Below are 15,229 nucleotides of genomic sequence, written 5' to 3' on the forward strand. Positions count from 1 at the left end.
CGCCCCCGCCGCCCCTACCCATACCCATCCCTGGGGGCTGCGCCCCCAGACCCCCCTGTCGCGCTGAACGCGCTCGTCCTCAAACGCCGGACGGGCTGGGTGGTGCCGGCCGGTGCTTGATCTTTTAGCCCGTCCGGCGTTTGAGGACAAGGGGGGTCTGGGGGCGCAGCCCCCAGAAGGATGGGAACGGGTAGGGGCGGCGGGGGCGAGGAACAGGGCACTGAAACCACGGTGAAACCGAGCTGAATGCGCCCTGCCGCACTCTCCTCGGCATGACCTCGACGACATCGCACACACCCGCCATCGCAGCCCAGGGGCTGCGCAAGGCCTACGGGGACAAAACCGTCCTCGACGGCATCGACCTCTCGGTGCCCACCGGCACCGTCTTCTCCCTGCTCGGCCCGAACGGCGCCGGCAAGACCACCGCCGTCAAGATCCTCTCCACCCTCGTCACCGCCGACGCAGGCGACCTGCACGTCGGCGGCCACGACCTCGCCACCCACCCCCACGCGGTCCGCGCCGCGATCGGCGTCACCGGCCAGTTCTCCGCCGTGGACGGCCTGATCACCGGCGAGGAGAACATGCTCCTCATGGCCGACCTGCACCACCTGCCCAGGCAGGAGGGGCGGAAGGCCGCCGCCGAACTCCTGGAGCGCTTCGACCTCACCGAGGCCGCGACCAAGCCCGCCTCCACCTACTCCGGCGGCATGAAGCGCCGTCTCGACCTCGCCATGACCCTCGTAGGCAACCCCCGGATCATCTTCCTCGACGAACCCACCACCGGCCTCGACCCCCGCTCCCGCCACAACATGTGGGGCATCATCCGCGGGCTCGTCGCCGACGGGGTGACGGTGTTCCTCACCACGCAGTACCTGGAAGAGGCCGACGAACTCGCCGACCGTATCGCCGTGTTGAACGACGGGAAGATCGTCGCCGAGGGCACCGCAGAGGAGCTGAAGCGCCTCGTCCCCGGCGGTCACGTCCGCCTCCGCTTCACCGACCCCGACACCTACCGCTCCGCCGCAACCGCCCTGCGCGAGGTCACCCGCGACGACGAGGCACTCGCCCTCCAGATCCCCAGCGACGGCAGCCAGCGCGAACTGCGCTCCATCCTCGACTGGCTCGACACCGCCGGCATCGAGGCGGACGAACTCACCGTGCACACCCCGGACTTGGACGACGTGTTCTTCGCCCTGACCGGCCCCACCACCAACGTGTCCACCCACTCCACGAAGGAGAACGCCCGATGAGCAGCAGTGCCCTCACCCTCGCCGTGCGCGACTCGAACACCATGCTGCGCCGCAACCTCCTCCACGCCCTCCGCTACCCCTCCATGACCCTGAACCTCCTGCTCACGCCGATCATGCTGCTCCTGCTCTTCGTCTACGTCTTCGGCGACGTGATGAGCGCGGGCATCGGCGGCAGCGGCGCCGACCGCTCCGACTACATCGCCTACATCGTCCCCGGCCTGCTGATGATGACCATCGGTTCCACCGTGATCGGGGCCGCGATCGCCGTCTCCATGGACATGACCCAGGGCCTCATCGCCCGCTTCCGCACGATGGCGATCTACCGGGGCTCCCTGCTCGTCGGGCACGTCGTGGGCAGCGTGGTGCAGGTCATGGCCAGTCTGGTCCTGGTCGGTGCCGTCGCCGTGGCCATCGGGTTCCGGTCCACGGACGCGACGGCCCTGGAATGGCTCGCGGCGATCGGGCTGCTCGCCCTGTTCTCCCTTGCCCTCACCTGGATCGCCGTCGGGATGGGTATGGCCAGCCCGAACCCCGAGGCGGCCAGCAACATGGCGATGCCGCTGATCCTCCTCCCGCTGATCTCCAGCGCCTTCATCCCGGCCGACACCATGCCGGGCTGGTTCCAGCCGATCGCCGAGTACCAGCCCTTCACACCGGCCATCGAGACCCTGCGCGGTCTGCTCCTCGGCACCGAGATCGGCAACAACGGCTGGATCGCGATCGCCTGGTGCGTCGGCCTGTCCGTCCTCGGCTACCGCTGGTCGACGGCGCAGTTCAACCGCGATCCGAAGTAACCCCGGTGACAGCGCGGGCGGCCTCCCGCAACTCGTCCCACCCCAGGGCGGCGTACTCCGACACCGCGTCGGCGTACGCCGCCCCGTCGGCGTTCTCGGCCGCCCGCCGGGCCCGGTCCGCCGACATCGTCGGCTGGTAGTCGCGCAGCACCCCCAGCCGCTCGGCCAGCGCGATCATCCGTACGGCGGAGGTGTCGCCGTACGCGATTCCCGCCATGCCGAGGGCGTGCAGCACCGTCCCGAACACCAGGAGCTCCATGGGTGAGCCGGCCGGACGGGACAGCAGGGTCCGCAGCGCCTGCCGCAGCCGGTCGACCGACTCCGCGACCGGCTCGACCCGGCCCGCGTGCGCGTGCGCCGTCACCGCCGCCGAGCGGACCCGCAGCACCCACCGGTCCAGGAAGGGATCGCCGCTGTACATCGTGCCGACCGCCGTCGCCTGCTCCACCGAACCGCGCCACAGGCCGAGCCCGACCTCCGTCAGTCCACGGGCGAGCGCGATCTCGGCGCGCCCTTCGAGACCGGCGCTGTCGGGGTCGCCCTGCTGCCGGTTGCCGGCGTCCTCCGCCTGCCGCAGCCAGTACTCCGCCTCGTCGGGGTCGCCGCGCTGGAGGCAGGCGAAGACGAGGCCCCAGCGGACGCCGATCGAGTCGTGCTCGTCGCCGAGCCGTGGCAGCGCGTCGAGCGCCACCCTGAAGTGCCGGTACGCGGCCTCGCCCTGCTCCGTCTGCAGGCACAGCTGGCTCAGCCGGGTGTGGCACATGACCTGGAGGAACGGGTTGTCGACGCCCGTCAGCGCGGAGACGGCCAGGCGGGCCGAGGCGAGCGCGCGGTCGATGTCGTGCTCCGCCTCCCAGGCGTACGTGGCGACGCACCCGGCGACGCCCGCGAGCAGCGGCTGCTCGCTCTCGCAGAGCCGCCGCAGTACGTCGTACCCGGGAGGCCGCATCTCGGGGACCGCGCCGAGCACGATCGCGAAGGCGCGCAGCGCCGTGTCCGGCGGGGCCGGGGGCAGTCGGCGGAGGGTGACGAGGTGGCGTACGACGTGCGGGCCGTAGCCCATGAAGAGGCTCGCCGTGCACAACACCGCGGCGGCGCGGGCGACTTCGACGTGTTCGGGCTCGGGGCGGTAGTGCGACAGCGGTGGGCCGGTGTCCGCGGCGAGGGTGGTGAGGCGGACGTAGTCGGAGGTGGACCACAGGGCGGCGAGGACGGCGGTGAGGGCGGCGACGGCGGGGCCGTCCGTACGGGCCAGGGCGTGCCGCAGGGCCGCCACGAGGTTGTCCTGCTCGGCCCTGACCCGCTCCCAGGCGCCGAGGGGGCCCGAGCCGAAGAACCAGTCGTGGCGGGCGACCCCGAAGTCCCGTGCCCAGGCGAGGAGTTGGCCGACGGCCGTCTCGTCCTCGCCCGCCTCGGCCCGCCGGGCCGCGCTGAACTCCCGTACGGTCTCCAGCATCCGGAACCGCACACCGGCCGGGGTCTCGGCGACGGTGAGCAGCGACTGGCCGGCCAGCTGCTCCAGCAGCGGCAGCGCGTCGTCGCCGAGCACGTGTTCGGCCGCGTCGCCGGAGAAGCCGCCGGGGAAGACGGACAGGGTACGAAGAGCCGCCCTGGCCTGCTCGTCGAGGAGGTTCCAGCTCCAGTCCACGACCGCGTGCAGGGTGCGGTGGCGTTCCGGTGCGTCCCGTGCTCCGCCGCGCAGCAGGGCGAAGCGGTCGCCGAGGCGGCGGGCTATCTCGGGCACCGACAGCACCCGTACGCGCGCCGCCGCCAGCTCCACGGCGAGCGGCAGCCCGTCGAGGTGACGGCACAGCCCGGCCACCGCGTCCGGCGGCAGCTCCACACCGGGCCGCGCGGCCCGCGCCCGCTGGGTGAACAGCTCGACGGAGGTGGGGAGTCGGAGTTCGGGCAGCGCGTACACGGCCTCCGAGGTCAGGCCGAGGGGCGCGCGGCTGGTGACGAGCACGCGCAGCTCCCGGGAGGACGAGACCAGGGCGTGTACGAGATCTGCGGCACCGGCGACGACCTGCTCGCAGTTGTCGAGGACCAGGAGGGCGGGCCCGGTGCCGAGCACGCCGAGGACGCCGGACACGGGGTCGTGGCCGGTGGCAGGGCCGGGCCGCCCCTCGCCCGCGCCGAGCGCGGAGGCCACCTCGGCAGCCACGTCCTTGTCCTCGGTGACGCCGGCGAGCGGCACGAAGTACACGGCCCGGTGCTCGGCCCGGCGGCTGACGGCGTGCGCGAGCCGGGTCTTGCCGAGGCCACCGGGCCCGGCGACGGTCACGGCACGCGCCCCGCGCAGCAGCCGCTCCACCTCGGCGATGTCGTCGTCCCGCCCGAGCAGCGGATTCGGCTCGTGCGGCACCCCGTGCCGGACCACGGGCGCCTCACCGCGCAGCAACTCCCGCTGTACGGCCTTGAGTCGGGCCCCCGGATCCGTACCGAGCGTGTCGCGCAGCTCGCGGCGGTACGCCTCGTACCGGGTCAGCGCGGCGGAGGGGCCGGCCGTCGCGGCCTCGCCGCGCAGCAGCTCGGCGAGCACCTCCTCGTCGTGCGGATGCTCGGCGGCTACGGCGGCCAGCGGCCCGGCGGCCTCCGAGTGCCGCCCGAGCCGGCCGAGCGCGAGGGCCCGCGCGCGGACGAGGGCGCGGTGGACGGGGGCACGCTCGGCGCGCAGCGCGGCCACGGGATCGTCGTCCCCATCGGGATCGGGGGTGCCCTCCCACAGGGCGAGTCCGGCCTCGGCGGCGGCCAGTGACCCGGCGTGGTCCCCGGCCCTGGCCCGGTCCGCACTGGCGGCGGCGTGCAGCAGCAGGGCGGAACTGTCGACCTGCTCCTCGGCGAGGGTGAGCCGGTATCCGGTCGGCGTGCTGGCGAGGAGGTCGGCGCCGAGCTGGGCCCGCGCGCGGGACACGAGCACCTGGAGCGCCTTGCCGGGCCGCTCCGGCAACTCGTCCGGCCACAGCCCCGCGACCAGCCGCTCGGCGCTGCAGCCGGTGCGCGGGTCGCCCGCGAGGAGGGCGAGCAGGGCACGCAGCCGGGGCGCGGTGACCTCCTGCCCGCGGTAGGCGACGCGCGGGAGCAGGGTCAGGGCGATGGTCATCCGTGCAGATTAGCCAAGGGGGTGGGTGCGGGGACTCCTGCTGAGGGCCGAACTCCCGCTGTGGCTGGGGGCGAACTCCCGCTGCGGGGGCGGCTGTCGCGCTCCGCGCGGCCCGGCTCGTCGGCCCGCGTTGCGTGCGGTCCGGCCCGGCTCTGCGCTGCCGCCTTCCCCCTGCCGGTCGTCGCCCTCGCCCGAGTCCGTGGCCGAGCCGGGAACAGCCGGTCCGGCCGACGGGGTTGCACCGACCGAGGGACCGGCGCCGCAGGGGCGGGGGCACGGAGACCGTAAGGTCGTCCGCCCCACCCGGATCCGGCCCCCGGGATCGCGGTACGCCCGCCGCGCTCCTCGCACCGGACGGACGTACTTCCGCAGGAGGACTGTTTTCATGATTGACCGGCCCTTGACGCTCATGGCAGTGCACGCCCACCCCGACGACGAGGCCACGGGGACCGGAGGGGTGCTCGCGCGGTACGCGGCGGAAGGCATCCGCACGGTTCTCGTGACGTGTACCGACGGCGGTTGCGGTGATGGACCGGGGGGTGTCAAGCCGGGTGACCCCGGGCACGATCCGGCGGCGGTCGCCGTGATGCGCCGACAGGAACTTGAGGCGAGCCGTGACGTCCTGAAGATCAGCGATCTGGAGCTGCTGGGCTATGCCGACTCCGGGATGATGGGCTGGCTGAGCAACGACGCCCCCGGATCCTTCTGGCAGACGCCCGTGGCGGAAGGCGCGGCCCGACTCGCGGAACTCATGCGGCACTACCGGCCCGACGTGGTCGTCACCTACGACGAGAACGGCTTCTACGGCCACCCCGACCACATCCAGGCCCATCGCATCACGATGGCGGCGCTGGAGCTGACCGCACTGGAGAAGACCGGGCCGACACCGAAGGTGTACTGGACGACGATGCCCCGCTCGGTGATCGGGCGGTTCGGCGAGTTCATGCGCGAGTTCGACGAGGACATGCCGGAGCCGGACCCCGCCGAGGCCGCCGCGATGGCCGAGATGGGCCTCCCCGACGACGAGATCACCACGTGGGTGGACACCACCGCGTTCAGCGGTCAGAAGTTCGACGCGCTGGCCGCGCACGCCAGTCAGGGCGAGAACATCTTCTTCCTCAAGATGGGCAAGGAGCGGTTCGGCGAGCTGATGGGCGTGGAGACCTTCGTACGGGTCCAGGACGCCACCGGCGCGGCCATGCCCGAGAACGATCTCTTCGCCGGACTGCGCTGATCCGCCGGACACGGCCCGGGCGCGCCGGTTGCGGCTACGCGTGTCCGCCGAACATGGCGACCAGGCTGTGGGGCGCGTCGGCGCCGTAGAGCAGTTCGTGCACCTGGACGCCCTCGGCGGCCGCTTCGGCGCTGCGGGGGAACATGGCCTGCTCGTACTCGGCCAGGGCGGTCTCGATGTCGTCGGGGTGGGCGGCGATGGTCCTGGCGAGTTCGGCGCCGTCGTACATGGCCAGGTTGGCGCCCTCGCCGGCCGGGATCGAGACGTGGGCGGCGTCGCCGAGCAGGGTCACGCCCGGTACGCGGTCCCAACGGTGGCCGACGGGCAGGACGTTGAGGGGGCGGACGACCGGTGTGGTCTCGCCGTCGGTGATCAGCGCGGTGAGTTCCGGCGCCCAGCCGTCGAACTCCCGCGCGATCCTGGCCTTGGCGGCGGCGGGGTCGGTGAAGTCGATTCCGGCGAACCACTCCTGCGGCCTGGAGAGCATCACGTAGGCGTGGATGGTCCCGCCGCGCTCGCGATGGGCCCCGATCCCCTGCCCCGGCACGGGCGCGAACAGCGATCCGCCGCCGACCGCCTTCGCGCCGGCCGGATGCCGGGTGTCGGCGTCGAACAGGTAGGTCTCGACGTACGACATCCCGAGGTACGAGGGTGTCGCGTCGGAGAGCAGCGGCCGGACCCGGGACCAGGCGCCGTCCGCGCCGACGAGCAGGCCGGTGACGAGGGTGGTCCCGTCGGCGAAGGTCACCTCGTGGCGGCCGTCGGACAGGGTCTGGGCACCGCTGACCTTGTGCCCCCAGCGGACGGTGCCGGCCGGGAGCGAGTCGAGCAGCAGCTGCCGCAGCTCGCCGCGCTGCACCTCGGGGCGTCCCCCCGTGCCGTCGTCGCCGTCCTCGAACAGGACGGTCCCGTCCCGGCCGAGGATCCGTGAGGCCTGGCGGCCCTCCAGGACGAGGCCGCGGAACTCGTCGAACAGCCCGGCGGCCTTCAGGGCGAGCTGCCCGTTGTGGTCGTGGATGTCGAGCAGCCCGCCCTGGGCGCGGGCGGTCGGGGATGCCTCGGCCTCGTAGACGGTGGCCGGTATGCCGTTGACGTGGAGGACACGGGCGAGGGTCAGTCCGCCGAGTCCGGCGCCGACGATCGTGACGTGGGGGGTGGTGGTCGTGGTGGCGGTCATGGTGGCTCCTGGTGGGTGTCGCGGCGACCGGTGGCGGCTGGATGGGCGCGGGGCGGTCGCCGGGCGGTCGCCGGGCGGGAATCCATGGAACGGTGTTCCATCGGTTGCCCCAGACTGGAACGCCGTTCCATGAATGTCAAGGTGGAACGCCGTTCCAGGCGTATGTCAGGATGAACGCATGGCTGAAAGCGGAGCACGTCGTTCGGAGCGACGAAGGGAGCCGCTCTCCCGGGAGCGGATCGTCGAGGCGGCGATCGAGCTTCTCGACGCGGAGGGCGAGGGCGGACTGACGTTCCGCGCGCTGGCCCGGCGCCTCTCCACGGGGCCCGGCGCGATCTACTGGCACGTCACGGGCAAGGACGAGTTGCTCGGCGCCGCCACCGACGCGGTCGTCACCGACACCATGAACGCCGTCGTCACCGCCGGTGCGACACCGCGGGAGGCGGTACGTGCCCTCGCGCTCGGCGTGTTCGACGCGATCGACGTCCACCCGTGGATCGGCGCGCAACTCGCCCGCGCCCCGGGGCAGACGCCGCTGCTGCGGGTCTTCGAGCACCTCGGGCGCCAGGTCCAGGCGCTCGGGGTGCCCCACGCGGCCCAGTTCACGGCCGCGTCCACGCTGCTGAACTACGTCCTCGGCGTGGGCGGCCAGAACGCGGCCAACGCCCGCGACCACCAGCCGGGCACGACCCGCGAGGAGTTCCTGGCCGGGGTCTCGGCGACGTGGGCGAACCTGGACTCCGAGGAGTACGCGTTCACCCGGAACGTCGCGGAGCAGCTACGGGATCACGATGACCGGGAGGAGTTCGTGGCGGGGATCGATCTGATCCTGGCGGGGATCACCGCGAGGCGGTGAACGTCTGTTGAGGTCACGCCCTCTCAGCGCGAGAGCAGCGCGGCGAGGTTGATCTTCCCGCTCTGCAATTTCGCGTCGTGGGGCTCGTTGAGCCCGCCGTCGGTGATGTACAGCCGGTTGCCGCGGACCGCGGTGGCGGTGGGCGAGGCGAGGCCGTCCGAGGCGGTCAGCACCGTCCTGGTGGTGCCGTCCGGGTAGACCGCCGCGACCTTGTTCTGTGTGTTCAGCGCGGCGAACACGACGTCGGAGCGGTCGCTGAGGAAGGTGAAGTCGTCGACGCCGGTGAGGCCGTCGGCGACGGTGTGGATCCGGCCAGGGGCTCCGGTGGCGGTGACGGGGATCCGCAGCAGGGTGCCCTTGCTGAGGTTGGAGACCCATACGGCGCCGTTGTGGAAGCGGAGTCCGTTCGCGCCGTATGGCACGGGTGCGGACGCCTCGATCGCGAGGGCGGGGTCGACCAGCCAGGCGGTCGCGCGACCGCCGGAGACCGGTACGGCCCAGACGGTGCCCTTCTGGCTGTCGGCCACGTACAGGGTGCGCCCGGCCGGATCGATGGCCAGGCCGTTCGGGACTCCGCCGACGGGCAGCGCGGCGATGCGGTGGGGGGTGCCGCCGGGCGGCAGCTTCCACACCCCGTTGCGGGAGGCGTCGGTGGACCACACGTTGTAGTAGACGGTGCCGTCGTGGCCGCGGGTGGTGCCGGTGATTCCGTCGCCCTTCTGTCCGGTGACCAGCACCGTGCGGTGTCCGGACGGTGCGATCCGCACCAGCGCCGGCCGTTCGCCCGCGGGCGCGCCGACCATCGAGACGGTCAGCGAGTTGTCCGGGTTGACGGTGATGTTCTCGGGCACGTCGCCGGTGGCGAAGTCGAAGGCGGCCACGGTCTTCACGTGGGTGACGGCGGGCCGCGTGCTCGTCCGCTCGGTCGCGGCGGACGCGTACGGTGCCGAGACGACGACGGCCGCAGTCGCGGAGATCGCCGCGAGTCTGAATCGCTTCTTCATGGACATGTCTTTCGTGATCATTGCCGGAGGCAAGGGCTGGTGGGGGCCGGCGTGCTACCGGTTGATGGTTTTCTGCTGCTGTGCCGTGTACCGCTCGCCCTTGATCTGGATCTGCGTGACGGCCTCTTCGATGCGCTTGAGGTCCTCGGGCGTCAGTTCCACGGTGTCGGCGCCGATGTTCTCTTCGAGGCGGTGCAGCTTGGTCGTGCCCGGGATCGGCGCGATCCACGGCTTCTGCGCCAGCAGCCATGCGATGGCGGTCTGGGCGCGGGTCGCCTGCTTGGCGTCCGCGATCTCACCCAGCAGCGCGATCAGCGCGAGGTTGGCCTGGCGGGCCTCTTCCTCGAAACGCGGCAGGACGTTGCGTACGTCGTTGGCCTCGAACTTCGTGTCCTGGCTGATGGCGCCGGTCAGGAAGCCCTTGCCGAGCGGGCTGAACGGTACGAAGCCGATGCCCAGCTCTTCGAGGGTCGGCAGGATGATCTCCTCGGGCTCACGCCACCACAGGGAGTACTCGCTCTGGAGAGCCGTGACCGGCTGCACCGCGTGCGCCCTGCGGATGACGTCCACACCGGCCTCGGACAGGCCGAAGTGCTTGACCTTGCCCTCCTGGATGAGTTCCCGGACCGTGCCCGCGACCTCCTCGATCGGCACGTTCGGGTCCACCCGGTGCTGGTAGAAGAGGTCGATACGGTCGGTCCGCAGGCGCTTGAGGGACTGCTCGGCGACCATCCGGATCCGTTCCGGGCGGCTGTCGAGTCCCGCTGTGGGGTTGCCGTCCTTGAACCCGAACTTGGTGGCGATGACGACCTGGTCACGCACCGGCGCGAGGGCCTCGCCCACCAGCTTCTCGTTCGCTTCTCCGTATCCCTCGGCGGTGTCGAAGAGCGTCACGCCGCGTTCGGCGGCGGCGCGGATCAGCTTGATGGCCTCAACGGTGTCCGCGGCCGGGCCGTAGCCGAAGGTCATTCCCATGCAGCCGAGGCCGATCGAGGACACTTCGAGGCCGCTGTTTCCCAGTTCGCGCTTCTTCACGGTGGTTCCTTTGCATGAGTGGGTGAGTGGGCACCGACCATGCAACCGGGAACGGACACGGTGAGGGAGTCTCCGCTGTGAGGGGTAATGGCAGGGACCCCCAGCGGCAGGGGGCGGGGCTGTGGAGGTCGGTTCAGTTCTCGGAGTCCGCCTCGGCGGCCCGCGCATCCGTGGCCTCTGCCGTGGCGGACCAGCTCGCCAGCAGCTTCAGGGCGTCCTCGGCCGCGGTGCCGGGGGCCGCGTTGTACAACGCCACGACCAGCCCCGAGCCGTCGGGCAGGTTCATCGACTCGAAGTCGAGCTCCAGCTCGCCGACGACCGGGTGCCGGAGGCGTTTCGTCCCCTCATGGAAGACGTGCACGTCGTGTGCTCCCCACAGCACGCGGAAGGTGTCGCTGCGGGTCGACAGCTCACCGATCAGGTTCGACAGCTCCCGGTCGTACGGGTTCTTGCCCGCCTCGATCCGCAGCGCGCCCACAGCACCCTTGGCGATGCGTTCCCAGTCGACGTAGAACCGTCTGGCCGCGGGGCTGAGGAACACGAACCGCACGGTGTTCGCCCCGCAGGCCGGATCGGCGTACATCTCGGAGAACAGGGCGCGACCGAGCGGGTTGGCGACCAAGATGTCGAACCGGTGGTTCTTCACGAACGCCGGCATGCCCGGCATCCCGTCGACGATGCGCTGCACGCTGGGCCGCACGGCCGGCCGGGCAGTCCGGCGCCGCACCCGGGCGGGCGTCGTGTTCGCCGCTCGGGCCAGGTCGTACAGGTGCGTACGCTCCGTGTCGTCGAGCCGCAGGGCCTGGGAGAGCGCGTCCAGAACGCTGTCGGAGACACCGCTGAGGTTGCCGCGCTCCAGCCGCGTGTAGTACTCGACGCTGACGCCCGCGAGCGTCGCGACCTCGTTCCTGCGCAGCCCGGTCACCCGGCGGTGGCCGTACACGGGCAGACCGGCCTGCTCGGGCGTGATCTTGTCGCGGCGCGACTTCAGGAACGCGCTGATTTCGGCACGGTTGTCCATACGGCCAGCGTAGGCGTGCGGCGCGGCCTCAGAGAGACCCTGCCATTACCCCCAACAGCCCCGGTTCACTGCGCGGCGGTGAAGTGCTGCCAGGCGGTGGGGGAGAGGTGGAGTATGGGGGTTTCGGGGTCGGGGAGTGTTTTGGAGTCGCGGACGGCGATGACTCCGGGGAGGTTGCGGGCGACTTCGACGCATTGGCCCGAGGTGCTGCTGTAGCTGGACTTCACGAAGTTGAACGTGGGCATCAGAACTCCTTGCGGATGGCGTCCATCAGGAGAACCGAGTCGCGCTGGGAGAGGCTCAGCCTGGCCGTACGGTCGAAGAACCCGCCGTAGGCGGCGCTATCGGTCTCGTTTTCCACCCACACAGTAGAGGCGATCGTGTCGACGTGGACGACGTCCACGGCCTCGGTCTCGGCGAACGAGACGATGGTGAACGCGCCTGGAATGCATGGGTGTCCGCCCGCACGGTACGGCAGGATCTGTAGGCGGACATTCGGCAGTTCGGCCACCTCCAGCAGATGCTCCAGCTGAGCGCGCATGGTGTCCGGCCCGCCGATCAACTGCCGCAGCGCCGCTTCCCAGACGATGGCGTACACCTCAAGAGGGCGTTCGTCGTGCAGACGTGCCTGGCGGCGCATGCGGATCTCGACCAGGAGCTCGATCTCGTCGGGGTCGTCCCACACCCCTGCACCTTCGCTGACAGCCAGAGCGCGGGCGTACTCGGCTGTCTGGAACAGGCCGGGAACCAGGGAGAGTTCCCAAGTCCGTACGCGGCTGGCGGCGTCCTCCAGTGCGATGTACTCGGAGAGCGTGCCCGGGTGGGGTGAGTCCTGCCACCACCCCTTCGCCTTGCGGCGCTCCCGGTCCAGCCGGGCCAGGCCCAGAAGGCGGGCCAGGCTCTTGGGGTCCTCCAGGCCGTAGAACTCGCACAGCACCCGGATGTCCGGGTCGCGCATCGGCACCCAGCCGCGCTCCATCTTCACGATCTTGGTGCCGGTCGCGTTGATGGACTCGGCGGCCTGCTGCTGGGTCTTGCCCGCGGTGTCGCGTAGACGCAGCAGCTCTCCACCGAGCCTGCGTCCCAAGACAGTTGACGCTCGGTTGCCTACGGGTTGGGTTGATCGCATCACGGTCACAGTGTGTCCCGAACTCGTCACCGAGTCGAACGTGTTCACACTTTGGGGAAGAACTTCCCCGAATTGATTGCCCCTGGAGCGGGGCATCGCTACCTTCAGTGCTCAATTGCTCACCCAAAGCACTGGAGGTGCACCCCCATGCCCCAAGATCCCCTCCTCCACGAGGACCGCCTCGACTACACCCCCGTCCCCCGCAGCGTCCCCCTCGCCCGCACCCGCACCGCCCGACTCGTCGCCGAGTGGGGGCACCCGGAGCTGGCCGGTGATATCGCCCTGGTCGTCAGCGAGTTGATGACCAACGCCCTGCTCCACGGGAGCATCCGGGGCCGCCTCATCCGCGTACGACTGACCCTCACCGCCGCAGCCCTGCGCGTCGAGGTGAGTGATCCGCGTGCCGAGCGGGTGCCGTGTCCTCGTGAGGTGACCGGGGACGATCAGTTCGGGCGGGGGTTGTTGTTGGTGGGGGCGTTGGCCGGGCGGTGGGGGGTCGGGCCGCGGGAGGGGGTGGGGAAGACGGTGTGGGCGGAGTGGGGGCTCATCGGCACCCCGTGTGATGCCGTTCCGCTCATCGGAGCCGAGAAGTGACGGGAATGGCGTTAGCGTGGGCGCGTGCCGGAACGCGGCTCGACGAGTGGAAGGGGCGGCCGATGACCATGCCGTACGCGGACGGGGACGGCCCGCTCATCCCCCGGCCCGAGCTGACGCTGCCCGACCTGCGGCAGGCTGTGGCCACTGTCATTCCATCGCGGCTGCCCGAGTTCTTCGAGGACCTGCAGAAGGCCTTCGTGCGCGCGGGCGACGAGGACAGCGTCGTACCGATCTCTACCGGCAGTGGGGCGTCGTCGTGGAGATCGAGAGACACCCTGAGATGGCGCGCAGGCTGCACGCCGCCGAGCAGGCCATCAGCAGCGCTGACCCTGACGTACGGGAGCGGGCGATCCAGGAGGCCGGCGAGATCGTGCAGGCGGCTCACCGTGAGGTCGCCGGTGGCTGACTGGCACTGGGAGCTGTTCCAGGACGACCTGCTGGACGGACTCCCGGAGGCGGCACGCGCCGAGACAGAGCGGCTGGCCAACGAGATCGCCGTACGCGAGTCCATGGTCTTCCTGGAGGGAGCCGCCTACACCGGGCCGGGGCCTGGCGTGCGGACCGAGAGCCGAGGGCTCCTCATGCTCACGTACCTGACGGACATTCGGTGAGCGGATCGTGGTCGTGCAGGTGGGCTGGTTCGGCTGACTTCGGCAACGTCCTTGGAGAGGGCCTGCGGGGCTCGGGCATCCGTCAGGCACTCCAGTTGCTGTCTGCAATGGATCACATCGGCGCCGTCCTCGCTCGCGGAGCAGGAAACGGCCAGGCGTAAATTGCCACCGCGATCTGATCAGTTCTTGCCCTCCCCGGCAACGGCTTCTGCGCCGTGCCGTGTCGGATCAGCTGTCGAGGGATCGAGTTCGTCGACATAACGGGCCGTCCGGGTACGGGAAATGGCCAGCGCGAGTGCCTGGATTACGGCTCCGGACAGGCCGATCCACTGGGCGAAGCGATAGCTGACCTGGTCGGCCGCTCCGCCTATCGCATCGCCGAGCCGCTCGTGACCTTCTACCACGCGGTCATGCGCCCGGCCTGGGGCGACCTGGAACGCCCCGGGCGGGCACCCGACGTATGGCGCCGCGCCCAGTCCACCTTCCGCAGCAAAGTCGTCGGCCCGCACTTCGAGCAGGTGTGCCGGGAATGGGCCCGCTGGCACGCGGCACTCATGGCGGACACGCCACACGGGTTGCCAGTGGCACCGTCAACGACCCCGCTGCCAGGACCAGCCATGAGGTCGACGTCGCCGTCCACGGCGAAACGCATGACGGACGCCAAGCGCTGCTCGCCATCGGGGAAGCGAAGTGGGGCGACGTGATGGGGGTCGGCCACCTGGAGCGTCTCCGGCACATCCGCTCTCTCCTGACCAGGAGCGGCGCGGCCACCGAGGCAACACGGCTGTACTGCTTCAGCGGCACCGGCTTCACCGATGAACTGCATCACCTTGCGAAGGACGACCCCACGATCCAACTGATCGATTTGCTCCGCCTCTACCACGGGGAGTGACTTCTGAACTGCAGGCCGGGGGGATGATCTGCCGCCCCTGGCGGCGAAGGCTGCACCGCTGTCTCGGGTGGCCACCGATGTCCGACCTCGATGACCGACCGTCGCCACGCGAACGGCCTGCCGAATGAGGCGTAGGAGGCGTGGGCGGAGACCGAGGCCCGACTGTTCGAGCAGTATCCGGGCGTACATCGAAGGCGCGGGGGTGGGCACCGCCGGGTCCTCGGCCGAGGTGTCGGCGGTGTCGTCGGGCGTCCGGCTGGGGGCGTCGGACTCCTCGGTGGGAGCTTCGACGGGGGCGCTGGGGTCGGTGGTGGTGCCGGGGTCGGACGGCTGCGGTCCGGGCACCACCCGGTCCGAGTTCATGGGCTCCGTCTCGGCTTCCTGGGGGAAGATCGATCCCGACGAGTACGCGGAGCCGCCGGCTGCCGCGTGCCGACGGGCGACCGACCACTGGGACGAGCTGGTCGGCGCCCGCGAGGGCGGCGTCTCCTCCATCGGCTGACCCGACGGATGGAGGCCGCCGCGC

At 71.1% G+C, this 15,229-nt stretch carries 17 protein-coding genes; 9 read left to right on the plus strand and 8 right to left on the minus strand.

What is annotated here, in order from left to right; genetic code table 11:
* The first annotated feature begins 272 nt into the window (after positions 1-272).
* Together ACFYXF_RS23130 and ACFYXF_RS23135 are read left to right on the plus strand one after the other, a co-directional pair.
* A complete protein-coding gene (locus ACFYXF_RS23130; RefSeq protein ID WP_389351858.1) occupies positions 273-1,250 on the plus strand; it encodes an ATP-binding cassette domain-containing protein in 978 nt (325 codons plus the stop codon).
* The gene (locus ACFYXF_RS23135) at positions 1,247-2,044 is read left to right on the plus strand and encodes an ABC transporter permease (protein ID WP_389351859.1); all 798 of its coding nucleotides are present in this window, start codon (positions 1,247-1,249) and stop codon (positions 2,042-2,044) included. The genes ACFYXF_RS23130 and ACFYXF_RS23135 overlap by 4 nt, the downstream gene beginning before the upstream one ends.
* Here ACFYXF_RS23135 and ACFYXF_RS23140 read toward each other — a convergent pair.
* Complete coding sequence (locus ACFYXF_RS23140) at positions 2,025-5,147, minus strand: ATP-binding protein (protein ID WP_389351861.1); 3,123 nt, start codon at positions 5,145-5,147, stop codon at positions 2,025-2,027. The genes ACFYXF_RS23135 and ACFYXF_RS23140 overlap by 20 nt on opposite strands.
* Positions 5,148-5,532: 385 nt before the next feature.
* Between ACFYXF_RS23140 and ACFYXF_RS23145 the strand changes: the two genes are divergently transcribed.
* On the plus strand, positions 5,533-6,381 hold the full coding sequence (locus tag ACFYXF_RS23145) for a PIG-L family deacetylase (protein ID WP_389351862.1): 849 nt from the start codon (positions 5,533-5,535) through the stop codon (positions 6,379-6,381).
* 34 nt (positions 6,382-6,415) lie between these two features.
* Here the strand turns inward: ACFYXF_RS23145 and ACFYXF_RS23150 are convergent, their stop codons facing one another.
* Positions 6,416-7,558, minus strand: a complete 1,143-nt coding sequence (locus tag ACFYXF_RS23150) for an FAD-dependent oxidoreductase (RefSeq protein WP_389351864.1) — start codon at positions 7,556-7,558, stop codon at positions 6,416-6,418.
* Between the two features lie 178 nt (positions 7,559-7,736).
* Between ACFYXF_RS23150 and ACFYXF_RS23155 the strand changes: the two genes are divergently transcribed.
* Entirely contained in the window at positions 7,737-8,414 is a 678-nt protein-coding gene (locus tag ACFYXF_RS23155) for a TetR/AcrR family transcriptional regulator (protein WP_389351866.1), read from the plus strand.
* Between the two features lie 23 nt (positions 8,415-8,437).
* On the opposite strand, the gene ACFYXF_RS23160 is transcribed toward ACFYXF_RS23155, so the two are convergent.
* From ACFYXF_RS23160 to ACFYXF_RS23180, 5 genes are all read right to left on the minus strand, one after another.
* Positions 8,438-9,418 (minus strand): hypothetical protein, encoded by a 981-nt coding sequence (locus ACFYXF_RS23160; protein WP_389351867.1) that lies wholly within the window; start codon positions 9,416-9,418, stop codon positions 8,438-8,440.
* Positions 9,419-9,472: 54 nt separating this feature from the next.
* On the minus strand, positions 9,473-10,453 hold the full coding sequence (locus ACFYXF_RS23165) for an aldo/keto reductase (protein WP_389351869.1): 981 nt from the start codon (positions 10,451-10,453) through the stop codon (positions 9,473-9,475).
* Between the two features lie 133 nt (positions 10,454-10,586).
* Positions 10,587-11,474 (minus strand): helix-turn-helix transcriptional regulator, encoded by an 888-nt coding sequence (locus ACFYXF_RS23170; protein ID WP_389351871.1) that lies wholly within the window; start codon positions 11,472-11,474, stop codon positions 10,587-10,589.
* A gap of 65 nt (positions 11,475-11,539) precedes the next feature.
* Positions 11,540-11,719 carry a DUF397 domain-containing protein gene (locus ACFYXF_RS23175; protein WP_389351873.1) on the minus strand — a complete coding sequence of 60 codons (180 nt, stop codon included), beginning with the start codon at positions 11,717-11,719 and terminating at the stop codon, positions 11,540-11,542.
* Positions 11,719-12,603, minus strand: coding sequence for a helix-turn-helix domain-containing protein (locus ACFYXF_RS23180; protein WP_389351875.1), 885 nt, complete (start codon positions 12,601-12,603; stop codon positions 11,719-11,721). Before ACFYXF_RS23180 ends, ACFYXF_RS23175 begins: the two co-directional genes overlap by 1 nt.
* A 147-nt stretch (positions 12,604-12,750) precedes the next feature.
* Between ACFYXF_RS23180 and ACFYXF_RS23185 the strand changes: the two genes are divergently transcribed.
* The 3 genes from ACFYXF_RS23185 (at position 12,751) to ACFYXF_RS23195 (ending at position 13,811) form a co-directional block, all read left to right on the plus strand.
* A complete protein-coding gene (locus ACFYXF_RS23185) occupies positions 12,751-13,197 on the plus strand; it encodes an ATP-binding protein (protein ID WP_389351877.1) in 447 nt (148 codons plus the stop codon).
* Between the two features lie 259 nt (positions 13,198-13,456).
* Complete coding sequence (locus tag ACFYXF_RS23190) at positions 13,457-13,606, plus strand: hypothetical protein (RefSeq protein WP_389351879.1); 150 nt, start codon at positions 13,457-13,459, stop codon at positions 13,604-13,606.
* Positions 13,599-13,811 (plus strand): hypothetical protein, encoded by a 213-nt coding sequence (locus tag ACFYXF_RS23195; protein WP_389351881.1) that lies wholly within the window; start codon positions 13,599-13,601, stop codon positions 13,809-13,811. Before ACFYXF_RS23190 ends, ACFYXF_RS23195 begins: the two co-directional genes overlap by 8 nt.
* 179 nt (positions 13,812-13,990) lie before the next feature.
* Here the strand turns inward: ACFYXF_RS23195 and ACFYXF_RS23200 are convergent, their stop codons facing one another.
* Positions 13,991-14,215, minus strand: coding sequence for a hypothetical protein (locus ACFYXF_RS23200; RefSeq protein WP_389351883.1), 225 nt, complete (start codon positions 14,213-14,215; stop codon positions 13,991-13,993).
* 125 nt (positions 14,216-14,340) lie between these two features.
* Between ACFYXF_RS23200 and ACFYXF_RS23205 the strand changes: the two genes are divergently transcribed.
* Positions 14,341-14,703, plus strand: a complete 363-nt coding sequence (locus tag ACFYXF_RS23205; protein ID WP_389351884.1) for a hypothetical protein — start codon at positions 14,341-14,343, stop codon at positions 14,701-14,703.
* 202 nt (positions 14,704-14,905) lie between these two features.
* On the plus strand, positions 14,906-15,205 hold the full coding sequence (locus ACFYXF_RS23210) for a hypothetical protein (RefSeq protein WP_389351886.1): 300 nt from the start codon (positions 14,906-14,908) through the stop codon (positions 15,203-15,205).
* Positions 15,206-15,229: the final 24 nt, after the last annotated feature.

The organism is Streptomyces sp. NPDC002680 (assembly GCF_042889145.1).
Taxonomy (GTDB): domain Bacteria; phylum Actinomycetota; class Actinomycetes; order Streptomycetales; family Streptomycetaceae; genus Streptomyces; species Streptomyces adonidis.